The sequence below is a fragment of the Rhizobium sp. BK112 genome (assembly GCF_014193215.1).
In the GTDB taxonomy this organism is placed as follows: Bacteria; Pseudomonadota; Alphaproteobacteria; order Rhizobiales; family Rhizobiaceae; genus Rhizobium; species Rhizobium anhuiense.
Genome location: NZ_JACHYZ010000014.1, coordinates 120642 through 146560, shown reverse-complemented (window position 1 = coordinate 146560; position 25919 = coordinate 120642). Strand labels below are relative to the sequence as shown.

Genomic DNA, 25919 nt, shown 5'->3' with positions numbered 1-25919 from the left:
TCCGCTGGAAACCGGTGGCGACGATAGAGAGGATCACGTGCAGAATGCCGACAGATCCCACATCTTCTTCGCTTCGCGGTTAACGTTACAGTACCGGCGAGCCGGTTACTCAACCGATGCTGTTTTGAGGCGCCTTTGACCGGTCCCGGTCATCAGATACCCGCACAGTGAACGTGGCCTCTCCGGGTCCGCCGCCCTTTCATTGCAATCTGTCAGAAACTCGCATATATTTCTGACAGGAGTGATGCCATGCAAAACCTGACGTCTCAGATTCTGGGCTATGCCGAACAAATGCCGGAAGGCTCACCGCTTTCGGCAAAGAGCCTTTTGCATCTCGGAAATCGTGCTGCGGTCGACCAGGCCCTTTCGCGGTTGACCGAGCGCGGAGAGCTCGTCCGGGCTGGTCGTGGCATCTATATGCGGCCCGTCAAAAGTCGCTTTGGCAGCCGGCCGCCGACGGTCGAACAGGCGGTCGAGGCGATTGCGCAGCAGCGCGGCGAGGTCATCGTTTCCCATGGCGCCGCGGCGGCGAATGCCCTGGGATTGACGACACAGGTTCCGGTCCGCTCCGTCTACCTGACATCCGGCCGCAGCCGGACCATGAATCTTGGAAAGCAGAGTGTCGAGCTCAAGCACGTGCCTCGCTGGCAGCTGGCTCTGGCCGACCGGCCGGCGGGCGTGGCGGTCCGGGCGCTTGCATGGCTTGGACCCGAGAAGGCCGAGGAGGCACTATCGAGGATCAAGCGAAAGCTCCCGCCGGCCGAGTTTGGCGAGTTGGTGGCCGCAGCACCGCAGTTCCCGACATGGCTCGCAAGAAGCGTGGGCAGGGCTGCGCATGGCTGACCGTTTTCTGGCACTGTCAAAGGACGACAGCCGTGAGGCCTTGGCTGTCGCAGCCGCCCGCACTGGACGGCCCATTCATCTGCTGGAAAAGGATGTCTGGGTCGTCTGGACCCTCGAGACGCTCTACTCGTCAAAACTTGGCGAGCACCTGGTGTTCAAGGGCGGCACCTCGCCCTCGAAAGCCTATGGCGCCATTCGACGGTTTTCGGAAGACATCGATCTGACTTACGATATCCGGGCTTTGGCTCCCGATCTCGTCGGTGACAATGACGAGGCACTGCCGAAAACCCGCAACGAGGAGAAGCGCTGGACCAGCGAAGTGCGAAAGCGCCTTCCTGTCTGGGTGGGCGAGTCGTTGGAGCCGGTCATTGCCGGGGCAGTGCGCGATCAATCCCTTCCCGCACGGATCCGCATCGAGGGCGATACGCTCTATCTCGACTACGAAGCCGTGAGCAGCGGATCAGGTTATGTCGCACCGAGCGTCATGCTGGAATTCGGAGCACGATCGACCGGTGAGCCCGCCAGCATCCGCGATGTGGGCTGCGATGCCGCGGGTTATGTCGATGGTGTTGAATTCCCGAAGGCAAGCCCCCGCGTCATGCATGCCGAGCGAACATTCTGGGAGAAGGCAACGGCGATCCACGTCTTCTGCCTGCAGGAGCGCCTCCGTGGCGATCGGTTCGCGCGCCACTGGCATGACGTCGTCCGGCTGGACGATGCCGGTTTTGCCGACAAGGCTTTTGCCGACCGGCAGCTTGCCCATGCGGTGGCGAAACACAAATCCATGTTCTTTGCGGAAAAGGCGGCCGACCGCTCACCGATCGACTATGCGGCCGCCGTCAACGGCAATCTGGTTCTGACACCGTCCGGAGATGGTCTCCGCGCGCTCAGTGAGGACTATGCAAAAATGGTCGAGGACGGCCTTCTGCTTGGAGATTCTGAACCGTTTGAGCAACTCATCGAGCGATGCGCGCTCATTCAGGAGCGCGCGAATAAGCACGGCACGACAGAATAGGTCAATCGCGGGCGTCAGCCCCCTCCCCTTGGAGTATCATCGCGAGCGAGTACCAGGGTGAAGCCGTCCCCGGTGCGATCTTTGACGAGGTCAGCATATATAGGTGCGGCGAAGCTCGGTTCATCGAGATCCAGACGGAGGTATTGGCCGTTCCCAGGGACGATTTTCGTCCAGGCTACGCCAATCTCGACTTCACCAACTATGACACGATGTGTCGGAGCGTTGGCATTCGCGGGTGTACTCCAAGGAACGATGCGCACTTCATACGATTGGAGGTCTGTCGTGAAGATCGCGCCTACATACTCGTTCTTGTCGTTCTTCTTGAATTTGCCAATGGTCGTCATGGTCATTCCCCCTTTCGTCTCTCTCAGGCCGCATCGTTGCAGCCTCGATGGCGATCGACCAGTCGAAGGCGACTGCCGACGCACCCGCTTGCGGGCCGTAGCGCAGCGGAGGATGGCGCGAGACCAAATTTCTTGCCTCGCGAGGAATGGGCAAAGCCCAGGGGAAGAAAGTTGGTCCGCGCCATTGCGGCACAGGCGGTCGAGGGGACCGATCTTCGACTAGATCAGCCAATGCAGAGGCCGCCACGAGCGCGCCACATCAGAGATGGTTGGAGGATGACCATAACGACTGCCACATTCCGGGCGACACCGACAGTGGAGTCATCGGCACCCCAAATCAGACAAGCCGAACGAATTGCCATAGTAAAGAATAATGCCTCGCGACACCCGGGGGGGAAGGCTGGTGCTCGGTCGAGAGGTCTGCTCATCTCGAGCCGCTGCGATCGATCGGGGATCAGTGTCGGACACACCAATTCCTTCGATGCGGTGGATGTCGCCAGGTAGTTCGGCACAAGAAAGCAGGATGACGCTGCTCTGATCGCGGATGGAGATTTGCGAAACCGTCTCCTGTCGCTAAAGCTGTATTCTGCGGTGATTCTTCTCGGATCATGGCAGGGGGCTCTGGAGGCGACATGCGAACTGAAATCGAACATATGCGGGAAGCTCTGGCGTCCTACATCGAAGCGACCTACCACCTCTCGAATCCAAAAGTCGTCAATCTTCGCCGGAAGATTTTGCTGAAGGGCGGCATCGCCCAGACGCCGTATATAGAGAGCACCCCCGCCTATGTTGGCGAACGAGCCTTTGAGACGCTCGACCTCAATGCCGGTGTCCGCGCATTTCTAACAAGGATGGCGGCAAAAGAGTCCGATCAAGTTCTTTTTGATCCACCCTATGAACATCAGGCACAGGCGCTTGAAAAGGCAATGTCCGCAAACGCTGGCGGCACCGGGATCGTTGTGACGACCGGCACGGGCTCTGGCAAGACCGAAAGCTTCTTGCTGCCGGTTCTAGCGAGGCTCGCCGACGAGGCTATCCATAGAAGCGATCATTTCTCGACGCGCGCCGTGCGCGCACTGCTGCTCTATCCGATGAACGCGCTGGTCAATGACCAGCTAGGGCGGCTGCGCACGCTGTTCGGCTCAAGTGCGGTGCAAAAATGGTTTACTGACGTCGCCGGCCGCCCGGCAAAGTTTGGGCGCTACACTGGCCGTACGCTCTACCCCGGTACTCGCGACGGTGATCGCGATCGCAAACGGTTGAAGACGCTCGAATACTATTTGAAGATCGAGGACGGGGCCCGCGCAGGCAACACCAAAGACCAAGCTCTCGTGAACGTGCTCAAAGAGAAGGGGCGATGGCCGGCCAAGCCGGACAGTTTCCTCGGGGCATTCGATGGCCTGCGCAAATGGTACGGCAAGTCGGGTGACCACTGGGAGACCAAAAGCGGCGATCCCCTGCGCGCCAACGAGCGAACCGCAGATCCAGAACTACTGACCCGGCACGAGATCCAAGAATCCAGTCCCGACCTCCTGATCACCAACTATTCGATGCTGGAGTACATGCTTCTGCGTCCAATCGAGCGAAAGATCTTTACCGATACGCGCGCCTTTTTCGAAACCCATCCGGATGAGAAATTCTTTCTCATCCTCGACGAGGCACATCTCTATCGCGGTGCGAACGGCACGGAGGTCGCTTACCTGATCCGCCGCTTGCTCGATCGCCTCGGACTGCCGGCCTCCCGTGTGGTGTTCATCGCGACAAGTGCTTCGTTCTCCGATGGCGAAGCCGCGGCCGAGTTCGTCGCCGGTCTTTCCGGGCTTGAGAAGGATCGCATTCAAACCCTTCGCGGCGACAAGCGTCCGTTCGAGCCGGCCGGCGACGGCTCGATCGAATTCGCGACCGCCCTCGCCGCCGTCCCTCTCACTCTGCTCCAGTCTTCGTCTCCAACTGATCGTTCACGGGTGCTCGTCCCGCTTGCGGCTCGTAGCAAGGCCCCGGAGACACACCCCGTAACACTGACCCGAAAAGACAACGGTTCCACCGATATTACTGTGACAGTACACGGGCTTGATGACTCTGGCGCCGAAGCGGAAGAGCGAGTTGTCGTGCAGAGCGGCGCCACTGTTGCGACCCGTCAGAGGTTCCGCATCGTCGATGATGTCCGCACGGATGCTGGAAGCGTATACTTTGCGCGCGCCTACAGCCTTGGCAGTGCGACGTCTGACAAATGCGACTGGGTCGAAGATGACCTGCCCGCCGCGCTTGCCGCAATTCTGGATGGATCACAAGCGTTGGCGCGTCTTCGCAACATCACATCAGGTGCGTCGTCGCCCACCGATCCGATCGAATCCCCCGGAGCAGCCTGGGCATTCACCGCTCTACCCAATGCGCTATTCCCGTCTGTTTCACTCGATACTGCCACATCCGCAGTCGACGCGTTATTGGAACTGGCGTCAATCGCCAAAACGACGCCGAAAGCCGCACCACTGCTTCCGGCCCGAGTCCATATGCTATTTAGAGGTCTGCCCGGGTTGTGGGCATGCGCCAACCCCGATTGCGACCAGATTTCAGCGGATGAACGTGGTGGGCCCACCGGCGCGCTTTATGCCGAGGCCCGCCAGAACTGTGGCTGTGGCTCGCAGGTCTACGAACTCCATAGTTGCCGAGATTGCGGCTTGGCGGTCGCGCGGGCAAACATTGGAGCGCCGACCGGAATCGAGCATCTCTGGCAGGATAATGGCCGCGCCTATGCTGGCGACACTGACGCTATACAACCCATCCATATGTGCCTTGAGGATCCGCTTCCGCAAAAGCCCGGAATGGTTCGGCCAGTCTACTTGGATCTGGCATCTGGGCGCATCGATGGAAGGGGTATCTTTTGTCGCGAAGTCTGGCTGCCTCCCCTGAAAAGCGCGACCCTGTTTGACGAATGCCCAAGGTGCGAAGCTGCCTGCGGCGATACCGCGCCCGGTGGCATATCGAATCTACAGACCAAGGGTGAGCAGCCATTTAAGGAATTGGTGACCGTTCAGGTGCTTGAACAGCCTCCTCGGCCAGAAAGTCATGCTCCGCTAAAGGGTCGCAAGGCGCTCGTCTTCTCCGATGGGCGGCAGACGGCGTCGCGGCTCGCCGGAGACATGAAGACTTTCTCATTCCGTGACAGCTTGCGGCCGCTTTTGCTCGTTGGAATGAGTGCCTTGCGACATCCCATCTACCGCCCCTCCCTGAATGACGCGCCGCTTGCAGTCGCGCTCGGCGCCGCAAAATTCGGTGTGCGGCTGCGACCTCTTGGCGACGATGAAGGTCTTATGGATCGTGCCGGTCAAATGGCTATCGATCTCATCAACAACCCGGATGCGGAAAGTGACGACTTCCGCGGCCTCACGGCACAGACGTCTGAAGGCGCGCCGCTGTCGGTGTTTCAGAGCATATACGCGGTCCTGCAGGATGATCATACCGGTCTCTTCCCGCTCGCCCTTGCGACCCTGCGTCCCAAGCTTACCAAGACCGAACAGCAGAAACTGACGGACGAGCTCAAACTGCCTGTTGTTGCTGGTTTGGCCCCAGACGAGGTAAGGTCGTCATTAATTGAACTGTGGTTGTGGCAAGCGATGCGAAAGCACGCGATCAAACTCCAGGCCACACCCTCCAATATCGATGCCGCGAAGGGATCGCAGGGAATCCGGCTTTGGAACGGCAAGTTCAGCCAGGTTGTTTCCAAAGCGCTCGAGAACCGCGGACTCAAGGCCTGGGTCAAGAGTGATTTTCTGACAGGGTGCGAGCCCGTCCTTCGTGGAGTCTTTAGCCCAGGTGAGACGGGCGATTTTCATGTGCATGGCAACAGAGTGGCACTCGAACCCGGCGATAGCGCGCAATGGCTTCGCTGTGAACGTTGTACGAAAGTGTCACCCGGAAATGCCTTGTTGGGGCCGGCGTGCGGATATTGCGGCGGTATTGCCAAACCTATCGACCCGTTGCACGATCCCGTTTTCCGTAGTCGCAAGGCTTTTTATCGGAACTTATGGGAACGGCTCACCGATCCAAACGATACCTATGTGCCCCATCAGTTGATTGCTGAGGAGCATTCGGCCGCGCTGAACGACAGTGGACTGGCCAATGCCTTGTCACGCAATGAAGCGTATGAACTGCGCTTCCAGGACATACCCATCGAGCAGGACGGCAGAATCGGCTCGCCGATCGATATCTTGAGTTGCACGACGACGATGGAGGTCGGTATCGACATTGGCGGCTTGACTGCCGTTGCCTTGCGTAACGTCCCGCCGGGGCGGGCCAATTATCAGCAACGTGCCGGCCGAGCCGGCCGTCGTGGTGCTGGTCTGTCGACGGTCGTCATGTTCTGCGGCGCCGACAGCCACGACCAGAGCTTCTTTCGTGACCCGGCCCCAATCGTTGCCGGCCCGGCCCCCGATCCAATTCTCAATCTCGACAATCCGGTCATCGCCCGACGACAAGCTCTCGCCTATCTGATCGGCCGCTTCCAACAGGAGCGTATCGACAGCGTCGGTGGAAGTGCCGACGTCTTCTCGTCCCTGGGTAGCGTCTCCGACTTCATGAATGGCGCCGCTGACGTCTTCTCGCTCGCGGGCTTCGAAGAATGGCTCGTCGAATGCCGCGATGAACTTCGAAGTGATATCGAGCGAATGTTTACGGTCAACTGCCCAGCCCTCGATACCGATGACCTGCTGGACGGTTTCGCCGGTTCGCTCAAGCATGCACTCACCCAACCAAAGGACGCAGAACCCCCGGCACAGGCCAAAAAGCCAAGTGACGCTGATGATGTTGAGGATGAGGTCATAGAAGATGCCGACGATGAGGAGCACGGTGTTGTCGATAGTGGAAAACTGCTCGATCGTCTGTTCGATGTAGGCCTTCTTCCCAAATATGCATTCCCCACTGACGTGGCGACCTTCAGTGTCTTTGAAAACGACACCGATCCGTGGAACCCGAAGCGGCGGTACTCACCCCAACTCGGTCTTAACGCAGCACTCAGTCAATATGCGCCCGGACATGAGGTCTATGTCGACAGTCAGCGTTATATCTCGCTTGGTCTCTATTCCGAGTATGAAGATGATCGTTTTGAAGCGTACCGAAACCGCCGCCTCTATTATCAATGCCGGGTCTGCAACTATGCTGATTTGAGGGATCCCAAGGCGGGCTATGTTGACGAGACCCGGGACTGCCCGGCTTGCGCAAGCCGGGGAGCGCTTGGGCCAGCTCGTCGCTGGGTGCGTCCGACGGGTTTTTCGCACCCCCCGACAATCACGGCGCTTCCACCCGATTTTGATGCCGGCACCCGGCTTCGCCCCACGCGCGCGACTCTCGATTCGCTTCAATTTGCACCCGAAGCACGCATTGGCGGTGAAATCTGGCCAATCGGAACCGGCTGGGAGGCCTGGGGCGATAGCAAAACCCTTGTCGTCACCAATCGTGGAACGCTGAGTGCGACAGATTACGGCTTCAATTACTGCAACAAATGCGGCCGCATAGAACCTGCCGATTTCGATCCGGCACTACGCCGCCTGCGCAGTGGCCAATCGCATCCGCGCCCTCGGCCCAACCGCTCCAAGGAAAGCGTCGAGTGCGACGGCAACCCCACGAAAATCGTGCTCGGAAACGAATACGATACTGATGTCGCCGTTTTTCGATTGGGGCTCCCATTAGATTGGGCTCTTCAGCCAGATCGACCGTCGACCACGATCGCAGCGCGGTCCGCCGTCGAGGCACTGCGGCGCGCCGCGTGCAGATTGGAGGACCTCGAGCCAAATGATATCGACGGTGATTTCCGTTTCGCGCCGGGTGACAGTGCACGCCAATATATCGACCTCTATCTCTATGACCAGGCTGCAGGCGGCGCCGGTTTCGTCAAAGCGGCGTCGCGCGATCCCCAACGCCTCGTCAAGGAGGCACTTCAATTGCTGGACAGTTGCAACTGCGACGACAGCTGTTACCAGTGCCTGCGATCGTACAAGAACCGCTACGAACACGACCTGTTTGATCGGCGGATCGGCGCCGACCTCCTTCGCGCCGCCTTCAAGGGCGCTCCGCTCTCAATCGATCCCGACCGCGAAGATCTCGCGCTCGACCGTCTCGAGGCAGATTTGACGGAAAGCGGTGCCACGATAACACGCACCAGCGGAGGGCTAATCAGAGACAGTGGCGAGGTCATTTGCCTTGCCCATCCCTTTGTCGAGAAACAGCCCGGTTCAACAAGAGGCAGGGCGCTTTCAAATGATAAGGATGCGATCGCAGTCGACATATTGTTGGTGCTGCGCGCATTGCCGATCGCGACAAGCGTCGCGCTCGCCGTCCCGAACGTCGATCGCAATGCGGGCCTCAGACCAGATCCCGCGGGCGTTCCGGAGATATCCGCCCAAGCTGCAAGCGTGGGCGACGTCACGCCAACCCAAACGGCGGCACGGTTTGCCGTGAGCGGCAGCGAGGCCGGCGACTTCCTGTTTCGACTCAACGCCAACGTGTTGAGCGGTAAAAAGGGTGACGGCAATGCCCCCGTGTCAAAGGGAGCAATGTGCCTGTTCCGGCCGCATGGCGGCGTCGCCGACAAGACCACCGAAAAAACCGACGTCTTCCTGCTTAGGCGCACCGATGGAAAGGTCTTCGGGGCAACCGGCGAGGCTTGGACAGTCGGGCTCTTGCAGTCGGTGTCCGGCGACGGCACCCGAATTCGTTATCGCCCTGCCTCGCAGTTCATGGAATGCGCCAGCGAACTGGTCCAGCCTGCGGACAAGGTAGTACCCGTGGCCCTGTTCGTTAAGGCGGTGACCTGATGGCGCAATTTATCCCGGCGATTGACCCCGAGACAATGGAGTTCGGATCTGAGGCAGACCTCGCACGCGCGATGCTCAACCAACTTGGGCCGGGCTATCTGGTCATGCATTCCCTTCCTTGGGTGTTTCCGGCTCGCGACGATATCGACGCGCCGGCACGTGAGGGCGAGGCGGATTTTCTCATCCTTCACCGCCAGTTCGGATTGTTGATACTGGAAGTAAAGGGCGGTGAGATCGCCCTGAAGGGGCGAACCTGGGTCCGTTGGGTCAAAACCGGTCCAAAGGAGATCAAGGACCCCGTCAGGCAGGCACGCCGAAGCCTCTGGGCGCTCAAAAAACGCCTTACCCTGATATGCGGCAAAGCCGTCGCCGATCGCACGGTGATCTCCGTCGGGGTGGCCTTTCCGCATTGCTTGTACAAGGATCACCCTCCAAGCGATCTTCCGCCGGAAGCTATCCTCACAATGGACGACCTTCCGAACCTCGAGCCCGCGGTCGTTCGGGCCTACAAAGCTGGCGGCGGCGGCAAACACGAGTTGTCGGTGCAGGAGTTCGATGCGGTGCGACGGGCGCTCGCCCCTGAATTCCGGGTCTACGAGCCGCTGCGTGTCAGCGTCGACAACGCCGCCGAGACTTTGGCCCGGTTGACCCGGCAGCAGTTGCAGGTGTTGCGCGCATTCGATGCCAATCCACGTTCGATCGTCGAAGGCGTGGCGGGTTCGGGCAAAACATTGCTGGCCATGCAACGCGCAAGATCGTTCGCGAAAGTCCGCAAGGCTGTGCTGTTCACATGTTTTAACAGCGAACTCGCCAAATGGATCCGGGAGGAAATGGGCGACGATCTGGTCGAAAACGGTGGCAAGATCACCGTCCAGAATTTTCATCGGCTTGCCTCCGACCTATGCAAACAGGCCGACATCGAGTTCATCGCAAATGCTGCCGATCCCGCACGATGGTGGGACGAGAAAGCGCCCGACCTCCTAGCGGAAGCCGCCATGGAACTCTATGGCGACGGTCCGCCGTTCGACGCCCTTGTGGTCGATGAAGCGCAAGATTTTTCCCCTGGGTGGTGGGACGCACTGGACTATCTTTGCGATCGCGGAGATCCAGTCTGGGCTTTTCTCGACAAGGCGCAGAGCCTGCGACGCGAGCCGGTCGAGCCACCGCTTGAAGGTGCATTTCGTGTCACGCTTGATGTCAACTGCCGCAATACTCGACGTATCGTCGCCTGTGCCAACAGCGCAACCAACATCGACAGCGAGCCTTTCGACCTCGCGCCACTCGGGCGACCGCCGAAGCTCATTGTCCCACAGTCGCCCGCAGCGATCAGCGGCCTGGTCCAGCAAGAACTGCGCTCACTGCTCACCGACCAACGGCTGGAGCCGCGACAGATCGCAATCCTGGGCCCGACGAGCAAAAGCAAGGGGCCGCTGGCCAACGTTGCAGCGATTGACGGATCCCCGTTGGTCGATGATGCCAGCGCATGGCGTGAAGGAAAGGGTGTGCTGGTGACGACCGCGCGCAGCTTCAAAGGCCTTGAAGCGGACGTGGTCATTCTCTGCGATTTTTCCGGACTCGGCAATTTATTCACGGTCAGCGATCTTTATGTTGCCCTGACGCGTGCCCGGTCGCACCTGATTATTGTTGCCCATGATCGTGCGGCAAAAGAGAGCCTCGATGCTGCACTGGCAGCTGCGGTCGCCGTCGGTGAGCAGGAATGAGTGGGGGTGAAGCATGGGCGCGCGCGATCGCATTTGCCGCCGACAGTGACGGCAGCCCGACGCTCGACACCATTGTTGCCCATGTCCGCGACGCTATCTTCGAGGCAGGTTTTATCAGCCGAAGCCGAATCACAACCGGGCTGAGGGAAGCCTATCGTCCGCTTGAGGTGAATGAATCTTTGCTGCGAGACCGAATAGATGCAGCGTTGAACTTGCTGCTCGCGAGTGGTGACGTCGATGAATTTTCCACTGGCGCCGGCCGTGGTTATGGTGGAACGCCACCTCGTCTGGTGCATTGGGGCGGCGAGACGGCTGCACTTCTGGGCGTTAACACGCACGGTTCGGGCGTGGTTCGACATCTGCCTGCCGACGCACCAGACGGAGAGACGGCAGTAAAGATTTCCCTGTCCGACGAACTGGGCCGGCCCGAATGGCGAAATGCTCTGGTCGAGTTGGGTGGTATGGATGCTCCCGATGACGATGCCCGCGCTCTGTATTTCTACGCACAGGCCTTGTCCGCAAGTGGAGAACGTTACTCGCTCGACGAGCCGAATGCCGTTGCGGTCGTCAGCGGACGCGGAGAGTTTTTCGGTCGAGCCGACCCGGCACCGTCTGGGCGTTGGCAGCGCGTTGATAGAAAAGGTTGCTTCCCCGCAGCAATCCGCAGCGGCTACTCGCACAAGAGCGTTGTTCTCAACATCGCCGGCGTCGATACGCGGCTCTGGCAACCACCGTCTCGCGATGTATGGCGGTGGATCGTTGTTGGACAAACTCTCGCCCTTGGTGATCCGGTGTTTCGCTACGATCCGTCGAGGCAAATCCTCGACTTTCTAACGCCCCCGCCTAAACAGGCTGAACGCGTTGCTCTGATCACCGGGCGGCAGGAAGGAACCTGGTCATGGAAACTGGAACCAACCGCCTTCGCTGAGTTAGCTGCGATTATGGGCTCTCCAAAATAGGCGCTTTCGGAACCACCCAGAAAAGCTTCATATTCGTGAGTTTCGCCACTCCCCGCAAAGATCCTTCAATGGATTGAAGTCGAGAAAGCCGCTCCTGCCAAGCACGGTCAGCGAGAGCCAAGGCCAACTCGGCACCGCGCACTGCCGCTCTGTTGAACTCAAGCTTGGCGTCGAGCGCTGAGGCCGCTTTTATTTCAGCGCGCGCCGCTTCTGCCAAATTCTCGGCATCGGCTTTGGCTGCGAAGATACGTTTTTCAACCGCTCGTCGGATCGCCAGCGTGGCATGGCCAAGGCTGGCGCTGGCACGCTTGTTAAGTTCATTCAACGCGGCTGTACGGGCAGCGCGCAGTTTGACGTCAGGCAGGCTTGATCGTCGCTTGGCAAGCTGGCGTGCACATTTTCCGTCATGGGTCGGATCGAAAACCGCTGGACCAGCCTCGGCGGTGACCATGTCATTACCGGCATCGGCCAACGTCACGAAAAACATTTCGGGTGGGGCAAGATCGATCATCCAGCGCCGATCGGCCTGAAACTGAGCGAGCGCGGTCTTCGTGCAGGCTTCGCGCGCGTCCTGTTCCGGTTTTGATGCCTGATCGTCGGAGCCGCCGACAATCGCCTTTGCATCGAAGCCCAGCGCATCACGCAGGTCAAGCTCACTGGTCGCGACGAGCAACCTGCGATCAGCCCACTGCAGTATTGGATGGCCGGCCGGATACTCTACAACGAATTCGGTGCTGATATCGGTCACCGGCGCCTGCTTTTCGAACGCAGTTATTGTGCCGTCGTGGAGACCGCAGCCGTGATCGAAGAAGTGGAGCCGACGTTTAGCGTTGTCGCTTTGGGTGACATTGGTGCGGGGCGGGCATTCGATCGCCGTTCGCCGGGTGATGAAGGCTTGGCGGTGCCAACTGTTGCGTGTGTCGAGGTCCGGTATGGTGACAGTATCCACACTAGGCCTCGACTTGTACCACATCGTCTTGAAGCGCTGCTCGCCGTCTTGGCCATTGCGAACGTCTAGGAAATCTTCGCGTGAAAGCCTGATCATCGCTTCTGCGGCTCTCTCCCTGGCTTCGAACCAGTTCCAGCGATCGCCGTCGCCCGATACGATCGGTCCCGCATAGCCTCTTTCGCGAAACCGTGCTTCGCATCGGGCAGCGATCTCGGTTCGTGGCGAAGGTGGCAAGGACGTCGCTTCCAGCCATTCGTCATAAGCTGCGCCAAGTGATCTGGCTTGTTTGGCTGCATCGCCCCAGCTGGCGCCGGCGACCCCGGCAGCTGCCGCGGCAATTGCGCCGCTGATCTCCTCCCATTCGGATTCGTCAAAGACCTCGCTGCGCAGAAATACGCCGGTTCCCTCCAGTACGGTCAGAATATTGCATTCGATCGAGTTCTCGACAACGATCGGCGTTATCGCAATTCGACGATTGGCCGGAAGCCCTTTCGTACCGAGCCGATCGATGCGACCGATCCATTGCTGAATGTCGGGGGGTGACCAAGGCAGAGCAAAAAAGATGATCTCGTCGGCGAACTGCAGATTGTGGCCTTCACGTGCAGCGTCCGCGGCGACAAGGATCTTGGCCTCGCCGCCGATGAAGTCATCGAGCGCTTCCTTGAGGAACGCAACCTGCATCTCCAATTCTTCCGCCGCGCCGACACTACGCCGCTTCTTGGCAACCCTCATGTCGGTGAGCTTTTCTATCGCATCGCGGAGATAGTCCGTGGTCGGATTATCCTCTGCGACCACAACAGCGCGGCCCTTGCTGTTCTTGGCGTGGAAAATGCGCAAGTGATCAATGAGTGCGTCGAGCTTTGAGTCCCCGGGTTCACTTCGCAAGCAGCCGTCGATTTGGCTCCAGGCCGCCTGAAGTTCGGGTGTGCTTCGCCGCAAGGTACTCAAGCGTTCGCGAAGAGATTGGGGACTCCGCCCAGCGACTTGCAAAAGCGCCTCACGTCGAATGTCCAAATTGCTGGTTCGGGCCGCCTCGAGGTAGGCTCGCGTTGCGCGAGCCCGCTCTATATCGCCGTCGGTTGGCGAGAGCCTGATCGGTTGGTAATTCCGCTTTGGAAGAGCGTTGGGATAGTCGGTTCGCGCGGTGCGGATCAGTCGGCGATATAGGCCGAAGCTCTCTTCCACCGCGCGTCGTTTGCTTGCCTCTTGGAGATCATGGCTGAAGCGGTGGGTCGCCTTTGTCTCGCGCTCCGTCAGGACCTTCAAGATGTCAGTGTCCTCGGCACGGGCTATGCGCTCCGCCTCCGGTTCGAGAAGCGCCATCAGTTCACGGCGGGTGCGGGCCTGATGCAGGGCCGGTGTCGCGGTCATGGCGATAACGTTTGGAATGGTCCGAGCCGCAACGATCAGCGCCTCGCGTACTTGCACCTGAAGTCTCGTGAATTCGTCGACCAGCAGGAGGTCGATGCGATCGGCGACGATGCGTCCGCCCGCGACAATCCGGCTCGGACGGATGAGTCGCAACACAAGATTGCCGTGGCTTGCTTCGTCGTCGCCGCTTTCAAGCGCTAGGACATGACCTCGGCTGAGCAGTTCCTCTTCCCACTGCGACACGAGATCGTCGGGCACCACCAGCGCGGCGTTGAGGCGGCGGGGGCTTTGCGCCGCAAGAGCGCGCATCACCATAATCGCCTGAATGGTCTTGCCGAGGCCGACTTCGTCCGCGAGTAGCCAACGGCAAGCGGTGCCTGTTACCATCCTATGCACGCTGTCAATCTGGTGAGTGTAGGCGAAGGCACCAACCCCGAGTGCCCCTAGCAATGCCTGGTCTCGGTCTATGCGTCGAGCTTCGGCCTGCAGGCCTAGAAGAACGCGGTGAAAATCGCTCATGGGATCCCCGTCGCCAAGGTCGGTCCAACGCGCAGTGCCGCATAACGTGTCGCACGCGAGACGAAGGGATCATTGGCAAGGATACGGATGGCGGTATCGACATCATCGCATGCGGCAGGCGAAAGCCAAAGTTGAAGCGCTCCGGCCGCGACTTCGGGTGACAACTGTCCCCGTGGTAACGCAAAATTCTTGGTCCAAGCGGCGAGATCTTCGGCGAGTTCACTAATACTCAAATTGGCATAATTTCTGCGGCTGAGCGCGCGGCCGCCTTCGCTCGGCGCGATTTGGCGCGCCAGAGCAGTTCGACGGATCGTACGCAGCGCTGTGTTGGCCGCCTTTTCCCAATCCTCGGGCGGCGCGCCAAAGTCGAAATCATCTTCCACGTCGAGCAATGCACCGGCGGAATGCAAGACGGTGATTGCTTCCGAGAAAGCGAGATTCAAGGCGTCGTCCATTGCACCATCGCGCGGCACCATGCTGCCGATTGGCCAATCCGGGTCGAGATCGCGTGCGTGTTTGACGAATGCCTCGGCGAAGATTGCGACCTGCTGAGCGGTCGCTTGGCTTGGTACTAATGCGAGGCCGCAGTCCAGCAGAGATAGCCAAAGTGCTTCGTGAGGATCAGTCGGGCTCCTCCTGCTCGCCTGCTCGGCCAAAGACCACGCACGGCCACACAAGTCGATAACAAGCGGCTCCTCGAACTGACGGACGATGCTACCCTTTGCTCCGATCGCGGGCAAGGTTGTGCAAAGCGCTCTCGCCCAGGCTACACGGGCTCTGGCGATATCACAGACCCCTCTTCCACGATCAAACATGCGGCGCGACCCGATGTCGTCGCCAAAGTTTGCGGCGACATCGCCGTAGTCGAAAACATCGGACATGAAGAGGCGCACCGGGTCGGCGATTCGGCCATCCGAGAACAGAAGGCCATAGGCTTTCACCCCCCGACCTGGGACCGAAACGGAAGACGCTGTCGAGAAGCGATGAGGCGCCTGGGCGCTTGCTTCGACAAGCGATGTCTCGGTCTGAGCGCCGACAAGTCTCGGCGTCTCGTTATCCCACACAACCGCCGCGGCTGGACGGGCAAGTTTAATGTCAATGATCTGCGTTCGGCCGATCTGGATTCTCAGCAGTCCTCGACCTGTCTCGAGCAGCGCGGTCCTGACTTTGTCGGCATAAAGCGTGCCTAAGATTTTCGATGTTGCCGGCAGCGTCAGCGGCAGAAAAGGAACGATATCTCGCCCTCGCGCGATAAGGCGGCCATCAATCTCAAGGTCGACGCTGATCTTGACGTCGACAAGCGGCAGGCGACTCTCGACCCGCAATTGCAGGCGCTGTTCTATCAACGCTTCAAAGGCACTATCGCGTTCGAACAGCACCACATCGAGGACGTCGCTTTCCATCGGCGGAGACGCCTCTGTCCTCACTGCAGGGCGGCCTGCTTCTCCAGACACTGCGGAGATCCAGCCCTTTGCAGGCAGGCTCTGCGGAACCGCCTCCGCAACCTCGCCCTGTCGATAGAAAAGAAATGGTCGGTCCGCCCGCACGACCCCCTGTGGGGCGAAGATTGCGTCACTCGGATGACGTGCGAGATCCGCCCTGCTCTGCGACGAGAAGAGCCCTTCGCGGGTCAAAATCGAGCGGACATCTGCATCGGCAAGATCTGCTTCGAAGAAGTGATAGCCAGCCGTCGTCCCGATTGTCTTCAACCCAAGATGCGACCCACCGTCGGCCTTGGCGCCGACCCACACCAGGCCCGTATTGCCTCTCAACGTTCCAAAGTGCTGTTCGGCAGACTTTTGCTCGTCATCGACGTCAAACAGTAGATTGGCGCCCCAGTCGATAGAGCGACCGGCAAGTGCGAGCGCAATATCACTGCCCGCACCGAAGATTTCAGACGCCTCGGGATAGGCGGGATCTTCGCTGCTAGGGACTGTCGAAGTGGATATTGCAAATGGGCCCCCGCTCAGAGCGTTGTCAGGGTGCAGGAAGTTTCCAGCACCCCAAAGCCTGGGGCGCCAGCCTGCAGATCGGGCGATGCTTCGCGCGTCATCATATAGGGCCTGCGGCAATGGCGGCCAACTCGCGAAAAGACGAAGACCCGCCGCGTCGCGCGACAGCGAAAGCCGGCCGAAAGTTGAGTCACCGCTCATGGCAGGTTTGGCGGCTCTCGCGCGCAAGCGCGCCGCTCTTGCGGCGAAGAACGTCTCTGGATCAACGGCCATCGCGTCGCGGAGCCGCGTGTAGCTTCGCTGCGGTACGGTCAATCCTCGGTTTTCAGTCAGCAAGGCGGTGAGCACGCGTGCGGTCGGAGCCTCGAACCGCAACCAGTCCGAAAGGCGAGCGCCCTCTGCGGCACCAGCCCAGGCGCGCAGCGTCGGAAAGTTGACACTCCGTCCCTGCCCTGGAAGGGCCGCAACGGGTGCGCGCGCGATCAGTCTGCTGACCGGGCCGACGAGATCGATCGGCAGCAAGGCATTTGCGATCGGCCAGGCGATAATGGAGAAGTGCATGGTAAAAGCACTGTCGGTCGGTCTCGAAAGGTCGTAGCGCAAGGCTTCAGCCTTGAACGCATCGCCGATACGTTGACGTTGCGCCATCGTGATTGGAAGACCGAGAGCGTCGCTCAACTTCGCCCAGAACACCGTTCCAACGCCTTCGAAGCGAAAGCCGATTTCGACAGCGACCGCGCAGATGAACAGCGGCGCACGTTTGATGAGTTCATCCAGATCGAGCGAGGCTGCGATCGGAAATAGGCTTTCAAAAGCATCGGGCCAAAGCCCCACATCGTCGACCGCCTCAACCAGCGCGACGCTTGCGACCTTCTTCTTGTTCAAAGCAACGATCGCAGCCTTCAACTGACGCTCGAAGCCGTCGATCTCCCCTAGATCAAACATCCCCGGCCGATCTGAATACAGTCACCCCGCGTGTATAAGTTGGTCAATCAATAGTGGTACTTCGGCCTTGCGCCAAGTGGCTAAAGCTCTATTCAGTGTTTAAGCCCACAAATAGGGGTAGTTGTCCGTCCGCGTCCGCGTAAAGGCTGGCTCGGACGCTTGACGGCCCGAGACTAGCCAATGCGTCAAGCGTCTCGCGACGCAGCGCTCGTTTGCTGACCCATCGCCGACGCCAGGCGTCCCCGATCGTCTCACAGGTTGGGGCTTCGAAATGTGATGGCCCGACACCGAGCAGGGCCGACCGGGCTCCTGGACTGAGTTCGCAGCCGTAAAAAATCCTTGGTGTCGCGTGATGAAGAATGGCATCGCTCTTCAGTCCCAGAGCATCGAGCCCCTCGCGAATCTGACGGAGCCTCGGACTGGTGCCTTCACCGAAGCGATTGTTGACCCGACGAGCGTCGTGACGCGCGAGAGCCATGCTGCGCAGCGCCTGCGCGGTTTCCCCTCCCAAATGCAACGTCCCGAATCCGCCCGTCAAGCTCTTACCGATCGCGCCCCATTTAAGGTCATGTGGCAAGCCTGGGTGATCTTGAGCCCGAAGAGCCAGCCGATTGTACTGGCTCGAACCAACGCCATAGAGGCTTGTCGTTGTAAGAATGCGCAGGTCGGCCGGTTTTGAAATAACTCTGCCGGCCATTTGTGAAGCGATGACACTGGTCTGACCGCTGTAACGTCTCTGATAAGCGTCTCTGATTTCCTTGGACGTCAGGACGAGCGCTACCAGTTTTCCGCCAAGCAATTCATTATAGGGATGGACTGCGCCGCAGATGCTGACATCGGACACCTCACTCGAGAGCCCGGCTTTGCGGAACTCGGCCAGAGCAATGTCGATCGCTTTTTGCCCGCTTCGTGTTGAGAACAGTTGGTCGAGCGCTGTCTCCGGATTCCGGGAAAGCCCCGCACCGCGGAACATGCCCTTGGCGAACAGCAATTGGGCCAACGTCTCAGCGCGTTTGCGGACGAAGAGAAGGTCCTCTGAGGCGGCGCGCCAATCTGAATCCGGATGTGCGCTCTTGAGAGTGCCGCGATGTGGGCGCACCTGCCCGCCCGCTTCCCTGTGGGATTCGTAATGCTCGCGCAACTGCTGGTCTCGCGCGAACGCCGCGCCGGCCGCCCTCTGCTCAAGCCTGAGGGCAACGGTCTCGGTGGGATCCGCAATTTCTTCCGTGGTTGCAAGGTCGTCCCAGCGAACGGAAGAGATCGACGCGTCGATGCGGTGGATTAGCGCAGCCGCGAAATCTGACGGCTTCCAAATGCCCGATCGTACCCTCTCCTCGGCGGAATCGCGGAGCCATCCGATCCATTGATCCCGGGCAGTGAGCCGCATGACAGGGCTGGCAAGCATGGCTATGCCCATGATTGGTCGACGGGGTCGAGCCGCATTGCGAATGAGAACGAGCATTTGTCGCCCTGGTATCGCCCTGTATTCGTGCGCCCATGTATGTCGGAAATACCGCCAGATATCGATCAGAGCCAGGCCGGTATCTGGACATTTGGCTCCGGCTTCCGCGATTTCGACAACTGGATCGATGATGCGTTTCAAAGCGGCTTCTCGCTCGCCGTCCGCAAGTTTCTCGATAGCCTTGAGTTCGCGCGCGAGCGCGGCGCCATCATCGATCAGATCCGCCACGCAACTCTTTATACCGCCGCGGTGGGCTCGGCGCTCCATCCGGCCCAGGAACTGCACGACCGACGGTTCTTGCAACTGGCGCATGCGTGCTGTCTGAAGCGCACCCCGCACCCGTTCCTTAACGTCTTCGATGCTTTGGTGACCGCTCCGCGAGATTCCTGGCGGCTCGAAGGTGATACGATCGGAATCGACCGACACGCGCCAACCCTGCTCGCACAAATCCGCGACGAGAAGGCAAATTGCCCGTAGCTTTATGCTGTCGCCGTCGTCGACATATCTGCGCGCGAGCGAGCGCAGTTCGTCGGCAAAGCTCCGCGGCATACCGGATCCGAGGTTCAGCAAGTCATGAAGTTGCTTGCGTTCGCCTGCAGCGAGGAAGGGGGAAAACGCCCGTGATCGGCCAGGACCAAATAGCTCGTCGTCGGTACTCACTGTCACCCCAGAATCATGCAGGCCGCGTTGCTGCGGCCCGTTAGCTATCTCAAAAAAATCGATCTGAGGCTAGCTCGTTTCATCGGTCCAGTCGAGTTGTCCCACATCCTGCTCCTCCCCAACTCTCAAATGTGTTGCGAGCATTCCTAGCGCAGCTTCAAGCCGGTTCGACCAGGAAACAAGTTGCTGGCGACTTCTTTCCCTGGCGTCTTCCGGTTCGGCCAACATAACATCGCCCAAGGAAAACAATAGGATTTCCAGCGAAGACCTCAATTCGGGCGTGGATACCGGCCCATCGTATAGCTCTTCGTAGAAGCGGTGAGCGGTGTTCAGGTATAGAACCCGCGCGCCAGCGTGCCGAGTGACACGGAAGAAGGGATGACGCGGCGCCTTTTCGAACTCGACTCGGTATGGGGAAACCCGCAGCGCAAAATCCCATTGGGGGTTCGAACCAGGTTCGGCCATGGCGCTGGCGACACTCATGGCGCGTTCGGATAGACGCTGCCTCCCTTCGCGTGGCGTCAGGGCCTCGAGACGCCGTGCGACCTTGGCGTCCTTGACTTTGCTCCGAAGCTGCTCGATTGCCTTGGGCAGACCGGCCTGGCGAAGCAAATCCCAGATACACGCGGATATGGTTACCTGCTGTTTGGATGTCGTGACGCCGAACATCTCATCCAATGTCGCGGAAAACTCAACCTCGACCTTGATGTAGCGGTCGTTGTTGATGAAAGTCGTCCATGGCGTTCGGGTCTGAACGTCAATCAGCCGGCCATTGCGGCTGAAAAGCAGCCCATGATATTCCTTCAGTATAGAAAAACGGGCGTTCGCGTTGAGACCAACGGCATCCCGTTCTTTGTCGACAGAACCGAAACTTGGCGGCAGCCAAGCATAGCGCAACACAATTGCGCCTTGATAAGTTCCGCTCTCTGGCTCGCGCACCTCTATTCGAACAGGATCAAATGGGTGCGCGCGCTCGTTGTCAAGATCATGAAGATGAAAACCGGGCGTCAGAAATAGTGGGTCGATAGGATCGACGTAAATTCCATCGACGAAAATGGCAGCTTCGCCACGAAGCTTGTGGTAGGTAACACCGAACTGACGGCAGAGATTATCGCGCAGACCTTGCGTTGTCGACCACTCCAGCCGGTCCAATTTGTCGATCAGAATTACAGTGCCTGATACCCAACCTTTTGGATAGCATTCGGCAATATGTTCGGCGACGAACACTGGGAGCGTCGCAGGTCTCGGTTCTGGAACGACGATCTCGCCTTGGGAGTCGGTGTATTCGCCGGCGGTGATCCCGTCTAGGTCGAGGCAAACACTATAAAGGCCGCTGCCGCCGACTTGGGAAAAAACCGTAAAGCGCCTACCCAGGCTCACAGACGAGCATGGCAGACCATATCCATAACGGCCGAGGCCGCTCCGATCATTCTCCCGATGGGTGCCGCCCCACATCACAGCCATCCGGATCATATCCGGTTCCATTCCGTGGCCGTTGTCTACGATGGCGAGTTGAGCGGGCTTTTTGTTCGAGGAGGTACCATCGTAGCCGAAAAGCACATCAACGCGATCGGCATAGGCCTGGACAGAATTGTCGATCAGTTCGGCAACGGCATCGCCGTTGCTGCGATAACCGAGATCGCGAATGCCACGAACGAAAGCCTCTGGCACCATCAGCCCAAATTTCGACCTTGTGCCGCTGCGCTGCGCATATGCTCGTTGAGCAGTAAGGAGTGGGCCAAACCCCACTCCGCGTAGGGAATGCTGTTGGACGGTCATGATTTACGCCGCCAAACGCCACTGCGAGCAAAATCGCTCGATATGTCGATCGAATGTGGTTCGCGTCATCCCTAGATCGGCCACCACCGCTTTGACGGGTCTGTCATCCAGATAGATGAGACGAAGCGCACCTCCTACGTCATCCGGAGCGTGAAGCAGGATCTTCTCGACCTCAAGCCGATCTTCCACGTTGAATTGACTGGCTAGGGCCAACGGATCGCTAAACCGATCGAAATCGACATACGGGATGCCGTTATCACCCGTAACGGTGCAATGTTCTACACTCTTGGTGGCAATGCGGCCCACATCCTCCGCCGCGACAGTGTTGCTGATCTCCTTGGCGCTCGGCCGCGTGCGGCGGCCGGGAGGTGCATAGCTAGTGCGAACAGCGCGGATCGCAGACAATACCGCACGACGAAAAAGCGCCTTGCCGCCGCGATTGGAAAGGCCGGCAGCGCCGACGGTGAACAGTTCGACGAATGCCTGACCAAAAACTTCATCATGAAGATCGTCTGGGAAATCTTTGGCGTAAGATTTCGACAGACGCCGCGCATAAAGGCGAGCTTGGTTGCTAAGTCTCTGCGGACTATAGGGTTTATTTGTGAGTGCGGCCTCGATCAAAACATCAAGAGTTACCTGTGTGACACCGTTCTTCACGGAGTCCTCCTTTCGCTGCTGTTGCCTTCAAAATTCAGCTTGAAGGCCGTTGCAGCGTCCGGGGGACATGGCGGCTCATGGCCGCGCCTACACTGGTTTCGAGCTGGTACTCTTACTAATAATCAAGATAACAGCTTGGCGTTTGCCAAGCTAGATGGAAAGCAAGGCGCGGAAGACGCGCCCTGCAATGTCAATTATTCTGCTGCTGCCACCTCAGCATCCTCAGTGGTTTCCGCCGCAACATCACCCTCCATGGCGCCTTCCGCCGTTTCCTCGTCGTTCGGTGCCGATGTCTGCTGGAGCATCTTGTAGGCATCGAACAAGAATGTGCTCCAAGCACGCTCTCGCTGTGCCTCGTACCACGCAGCGCAGGTTTCATCCTCGATGCCGAGTTCCGCCCGGGCCAGTGCAATTAGCAGAACGTCAAGGGCCTGCTTTGCATGACCGCCGCCCTCCAAGTCCAGGAGCGGAGCATAAAAGGCTTGAAAGAATGGGTGCTGGCGATTGATCATAACAGCGATTTGGCCCCCATTCGCCCATTGGGGTTTGTAAAAGGGCCCCCTGGCTTCGTCGAAAAAGTCGATGACATACGGCCGCCGCTTGGCTTCCTCTTCAACCGCCTGACGTGCCTGAGCGATCGACGTCTGGTCTATCTTTGCACGACGTTTGGCTTCCTGCTCAGCCTCTTCCCTGACTTTGGCTTTGTCGCGTTCGGTAATACGCGGTTTTTGCCCGGCAATTGAATCCGCCTGAGCCGAGACCCTCTCAGCCACAGTCGCGGTCGCGGCTTTCCTGGCCTCACGCTGGCGCTGACGTTCCTTCTCTTCACTTCGCATCTTGCTTTGGTGATTGTTTTCGCGATTTAGGGCGGCATCGATACCCTCAGCGGCGAAAAGGCGCCACAAGTCCTCCAACGGACGGACGGTTTGTTTGTCGTTGGTGATACCGAAAATCTCGTCCAGGTGAGGATCGAAACGGACTTCTACACCCCAGTGATACGCATAGGACTGAAGAAGTGGCCATTTACCAAGGCCCTTGGAAAGATCTTTCATCGACTTCGGAAAAACGTCGACAGTCTCGATCTCGCGGCCCGCGCGAACAAACGACATTCCGCGCCGGCTCTTCCTGATTTCGAAGCGACGGTGACTGTCGGTTTCAATTTTCGCCTTTGAATGCTCGGCAAAACCATAAGGGAAACGTGCAACGCGAACGTAGATCGCACCGGCGGCTTCCAGCGACGGATCGTTTGCATCGAGTTCGTTGATACTTTCGACCTTGGTGAGCGATAGCACACCATCCTCGTCCCGCGCATATTTGACCGGAATGTTCCAGTCTTGGCTCATAATCGCCCCGCCCTTGTCCTCAGGGCGGAAATAGCGGGCCTCCGGGGTCAGGAAGAGCGGATCGACTGGCTCGACCTTGGCCCCATCCACGTAAAGGCTGACTTTCGAAAGAAGATAGCGGTATGTGACGCCGAAGTCGTCAACGAGATGCTCCTTCATCAATGCCGGCTTACGATACGAGATACGGTCGGGTTCGACCCAGAGTACGACGGTACCATGGTCGAAGGCCAAACCGTTTTTGTCGAGATAGACTTGTACAAAACTGGGAAGTTCTGCCTCTACGGGCTCGGGAATAGTCTGGAGTCCGTGGGATTTGACATGACGCGCATCCAACCACGCTTTGGTGACAACCGGTGCGCCCGCGACCTTGGTGTAGACCTCCACAAGCCGTGTCTGATTGATAGAAGCGTTCGGAAGGCCGAAACCAAACTTGCCGATAAAGTCTGGCTCATCAAAATGGGTACCAGATCCCCAGGAAAGTGCGTACTGCGCCATCCGTGGGATCATCCCAGATCCATTATCAATGAAGGCTATTGCATTGATCGATTCTGTGCGCTGGTGCGCCTTGAGCTGTTTCGGACGCTCAAAGCAAACGTCAACTCGCGTTGCACCCGCTTCCATCGCGTTATCGACAATTTCGCGAGCTGCGGCGGCAGAGTTACGGTATCCGCTACGGCGCTGCGATTCCAAGGCTTGGGAGGCGTTGAAAAGAGGAAAAGCGTAGTTGTCCGGAAGCCGGTCGAGATATTTCTGTTGGCGTTCGACCTCGGTTAGCAGGCGATCGCTCGTATCATTCGGTATCATATCGGTCATGGTCATATGTCTCTACTCCTGTTTCACGGCTCATGGCCGCGGGGTACAACATACTATGGCCAGGCTTTTCGTTGTTTTCCCACAATTCAGCAAATAAAGTTCAGTGCAGATCTTCACGATCAGAAATTTGATCAAGTTGACGGTGACACTCGACACCTCAAAGTGCCCCCCACGCCCGAAACCTCCCCCTCCCCGTCATCTCCCTGAGCCCCAGTTCACCAACAATCCTCAGCGCCGCCCGCGGCGTCACCTTCAGCGCCTCGGCAACCATGCCGGCCGAGACCAGCGGCCGCGCCATCACCAGTTCGATCAAGCCTGGCAGATTTGACGACGACCGCCGGCTGGCCAGCTTCCGCTCCATCATTTGCTTCGCCAGTATCAGCCGGTCGTGCTCCTTGAGGCCGAGCTCGGCGGCCGCAATGATGCCATTGACGATCGCCAGCAGCCGCGTGTCACGTGCGCGATGCCGACGCCGATCAACGCCGATGGTCTTCAGACCAACATTGATCGCCACCAGGTGGGCGCCGGTCGCGACGCCACCCTGCCGCAGCATTTCGGCGGCGAGCAGCCGGCCGAGCCAGGGCGCGTGCTGCAGCACCTGCAGATCGTTCCAGGCATCGAGGATGATGATCGCCTGCAATATCGGTGGCAAGCCATCGGTCTCAATGACGACGGCGCGCCACTCGACGAGGCGTTCATCCTCGTCCCAATCGAGATCGTAGACCAGCGGATCTTTTTCTCTTCCCCCGCCGCGTCGGGGCGCCTTGGCCTCGGCAATAGCGGCGTCGGAACGGGCGAGTACCGCGTCGATCGCCGCTAACTCCGCCGCGAGGGGATCGGAAACGTCAGGCCCCTCCCCTTCCCCGACCGCGTCTGCAAAGGTTGTGGCCGGCGGCGGAGCATGGACTCCGTTCCCATGAATCGTGTCTTCAGCGCTGGTGCTCTCGGCGCCAGCGCCGCGGAGCGTACGGAGGCCTTCGTTGCTCAGCGCCCAGCCGGGTGGCTGCGCCGCGATCCGCCGGCGCGTCTTCAAAACGTCACGGGCAATGGCTAACTCGTGGGTCGGGGTGCGGACGTCGAGGCGGGCGTCGTGCAGCACCAGGTCCTCGAGATGGACGAGTTCGCCGTCGATCCACAGCGAGGCGCAGGCGTCGGCGAAATGGGCGCGCTCGATCCAGCCGTCGCCGACCGGCGATCGCGCAACTCGCTCGTCGAGACGCACCAGAATAGCGGTCGCGTCAGAAACACGCCTTTGGAGGCTGGTAATGGGCAATTGAGACAAATCATAACGCATTGAATTCATTGTAAACGATTTGCTAAACGGACACTATATCGCACTTAGTGTCCGTCACAGGTTGGTCTCGCCGTGACGATGTCTCACTTCCGATAAGTACTGCTTATCGGTGGTAATTGATTTCGCCGCGCACATCACGATGTCAGTCGTCCTGGATCACCGGATATGCTTGGTTTTCCGGGCTTCTGGGGCGATTTCGCCTGGGATGACCGGACTCCCCGAAACAGAATTCGACGTCCCGCGGCGGCGCACATGGCCCGTCCTCTCTTCCAGGATTGAGCTCCCGCGCCTTTCAGCAGGCTCTCGGTCTCGCAGCCATTTCCGAACCCACTGTTTTTACGGCATTTCCGCCATAGAAGCCCGCTGGCGAGCATTTGCCTATGCGGACGCCCCGTTGCTCGTCAGCGGCGGCATTTCGAGTCCGGTGGCCTGCTATTCGATGCCTAAAACACGCTTGCAACTGACCATTTTCTCGCGCATTCCT

General features: G+C 59.2%; 13 protein-coding genes. 5 read left to right on the top strand and 8 right to left on the bottom strand.

Annotation, left to right across the window (positions count from 1 at the left end):
• Positions 1–249 precede the first annotated feature (249 nt).
• On the top strand, positions 250–843 hold the full coding sequence (locus FHT75_RS29830) for a DUF6088 family protein (protein WP_183845407.1): 594 nt from the start codon (positions 250–252) through the stop codon (positions 841–843).
• Entirely contained in the window at positions 836–1858 is a 1023-nt protein-coding gene (locus FHT75_RS29825; RefSeq protein WP_183845406.1) for a nucleotidyl transferase AbiEii/AbiGii toxin family protein, read from the top strand. The genes FHT75_RS29830 and FHT75_RS29825 overlap by 8 nt, the downstream gene beginning before the upstream one ends.
• Before the next feature lie 14 nt (positions 1859–1872).
• On the opposite strand, the gene FHT75_RS29820 is transcribed toward FHT75_RS29825, so the two are convergent.
• A complete protein-coding gene (locus FHT75_RS29820) occupies positions 1873–2208 on the bottom strand; it encodes a DUF736 domain-containing protein (protein ID WP_312865390.1) in 336 nt (111 codons plus the stop codon).
• A gap of 626 nt (positions 2209–2834) precedes the next feature.
• On the opposite strand from FHT75_RS29820, the gene FHT75_RS29815 reads away from it, so the two are divergent.
• Genes FHT75_RS29815 through FHT75_RS29805 form a run of 3 tightly spaced genes read left to right on the top strand, consistent with a single transcriptional unit; the run spans position 2835 to position 11691 of the window.
• Entirely contained in the window at positions 2835–9011 is a 6177-nt protein-coding gene (locus FHT75_RS29815) for a DEAD/DEAH box helicase (RefSeq protein WP_183845405.1), read from the top strand.
• Positions 9011–10732: a nuclease-related domain-containing DEAD/DEAH box helicase gene (locus FHT75_RS29810; protein WP_183845404.1), complete on the top strand. Its 1722-nt coding sequence runs from the start codon at positions 9011–9013 to the stop codon at positions 10730–10732. Before FHT75_RS29815 ends, FHT75_RS29810 begins: the two co-directional genes overlap by 1 nt.
• Positions 10729–11691, top strand: a complete 963-nt coding sequence (locus tag FHT75_RS29805) for a hypothetical protein (protein WP_183845403.1) — start codon at positions 10729–10731, stop codon at positions 11689–11691. The genes FHT75_RS29810 and FHT75_RS29805 overlap by 4 nt, the downstream gene beginning before the upstream one ends.
• On the opposite strand, the gene FHT75_RS29800 is transcribed toward FHT75_RS29805, so the two are convergent.
• The 7 genes from FHT75_RS29800 to FHT75_RS29770 form a co-directional block, all read right to left on the bottom strand.
• A complete protein-coding gene (locus FHT75_RS29800; protein WP_183845402.1) occupies positions 11672–14530 on the bottom strand; it encodes a helicase-related protein in 2859 nt (952 codons plus the stop codon). The two genes, FHT75_RS29805 and FHT75_RS29800, sit on opposite strands and share 20 nt — an antisense overlap.
• Positions 14527–17427 (bottom strand): hypothetical protein, encoded by a 2901-nt coding sequence (locus FHT75_RS29795; protein ID WP_183845401.1) that lies wholly within the window; start codon positions 17425–17427, stop codon positions 14527–14529. The genes FHT75_RS29800 and FHT75_RS29795 overlap by 4 nt, the downstream gene beginning before the upstream one ends.
• 88 nt (positions 17428–17515) lie before the next feature.
• Complete coding sequence (locus FHT75_RS29790; RefSeq protein WP_312865389.1) at positions 17516–19549, bottom strand: Druantia anti-phage system protein DruA; 2034 nt, start codon at positions 19547–19549, stop codon at positions 17516–17518.
• 69 nt (positions 19550–19618) lie between these two features.
• The gene (locus FHT75_RS29785) at positions 19619–21328 is read right to left on the bottom strand and encodes an ATP-binding protein (protein ID WP_183845400.1); all 1710 of its coding nucleotides are present in this window, start codon (positions 21326–21328) and stop codon (positions 19619–19621) included.
• 3 nt (positions 21329–21331) lie between these two features.
• The gene (locus tag FHT75_RS29780; RefSeq protein ID WP_183845399.1) at positions 21332–21985 is read right to left on the bottom strand and encodes a hypothetical protein; all 654 of its coding nucleotides are present in this window, start codon (positions 21983–21985) and stop codon (positions 21332–21334) included.
• Between the two features lie 194 nt (positions 21986–22179).
• Positions 22180–24147 carry an ATP-binding protein gene (locus FHT75_RS29775; RefSeq protein WP_183845398.1) on the bottom strand — a complete coding sequence of 656 codons (1968 nt, stop codon included), beginning with the start codon at positions 24145–24147 and terminating at the stop codon, positions 22180–22182.
• Between the two features lie 151 nt (positions 24148–24298).
• A complete protein-coding gene (locus tag FHT75_RS29770; RefSeq protein WP_183845397.1) occupies positions 24299–25435 on the bottom strand; it encodes an RHE_PE00001 family protein in 1137 nt (378 codons plus the stop codon).
• Positions 25436–25919: the final 484 nt, after the last annotated feature.

Coding starts and splice junctions, on each gene's coding strand:
- FHT75_RS29815 (WP_183845405.1), top strand. CDS start 2,835: ATGCGAACTGAAATCGAACATATGCGGGAAGCTCTGGCGTCCTACATC.
- FHT75_RS29805 (WP_183845403.1), top strand. CDS start 10,729: ATGAGTGGGGGTGAAGCATGGGCGCGCGCGATCGCATTTGCCGCCGAC.
- FHT75_RS29770 (WP_183845397.1), bottom strand. CDS start 25,435: ATGCGTTATGATTTGTCTCAATTGCCCATTACCAGCCTCCAAAGGCGT.
- FHT75_RS29785 (WP_183845400.1), bottom strand. CDS start 21,328: ATGACCGTCCAACAGCATTCCCTACGCGGAGTGGGGTTTGGCCCACTC.
- FHT75_RS29795 (WP_183845401.1), bottom strand. CDS start 17,427: ATGTTTGATCTAGGGGAGATCGACGGCTTCGAGCGTCAGTTGAAGGCT.
- FHT75_RS29820 (WP_312865390.1), bottom strand. CDS start 2,208: ATGACCATGACGACCATTGGCAAATTCAAGAAGAACGACAAGAACGAG.
- FHT75_RS29810 (WP_183845404.1), top strand. CDS start 9,011: ATGGCGCAATTTATCCCGGCGATTGACCCCGAGACAATGGAGTTCGGA.
- FHT75_RS29775 (WP_183845398.1), bottom strand. CDS start 24,147: ATGACCATGACCGATATGATACCGAATGATACGAGCGATCGCCTGCTA.
- FHT75_RS29800 (WP_183845402.1), bottom strand. CDS start 14,530: ATGAGCGATTTTCACCGCGTTCTTCTAGGCCTGCAGGCCGAAGCTCGA.
- FHT75_RS29830 (WP_183845407.1), top strand. CDS start 250: ATGCAAAACCTGACGTCTCAGATTCTGGGCTATGCCGAACAAATGCCG.
- FHT75_RS29825 (WP_183845406.1), top strand. CDS start 836: ATGGCTGACCGTTTTCTGGCACTGTCAAAGGACGACAGCCGTGAGGCC.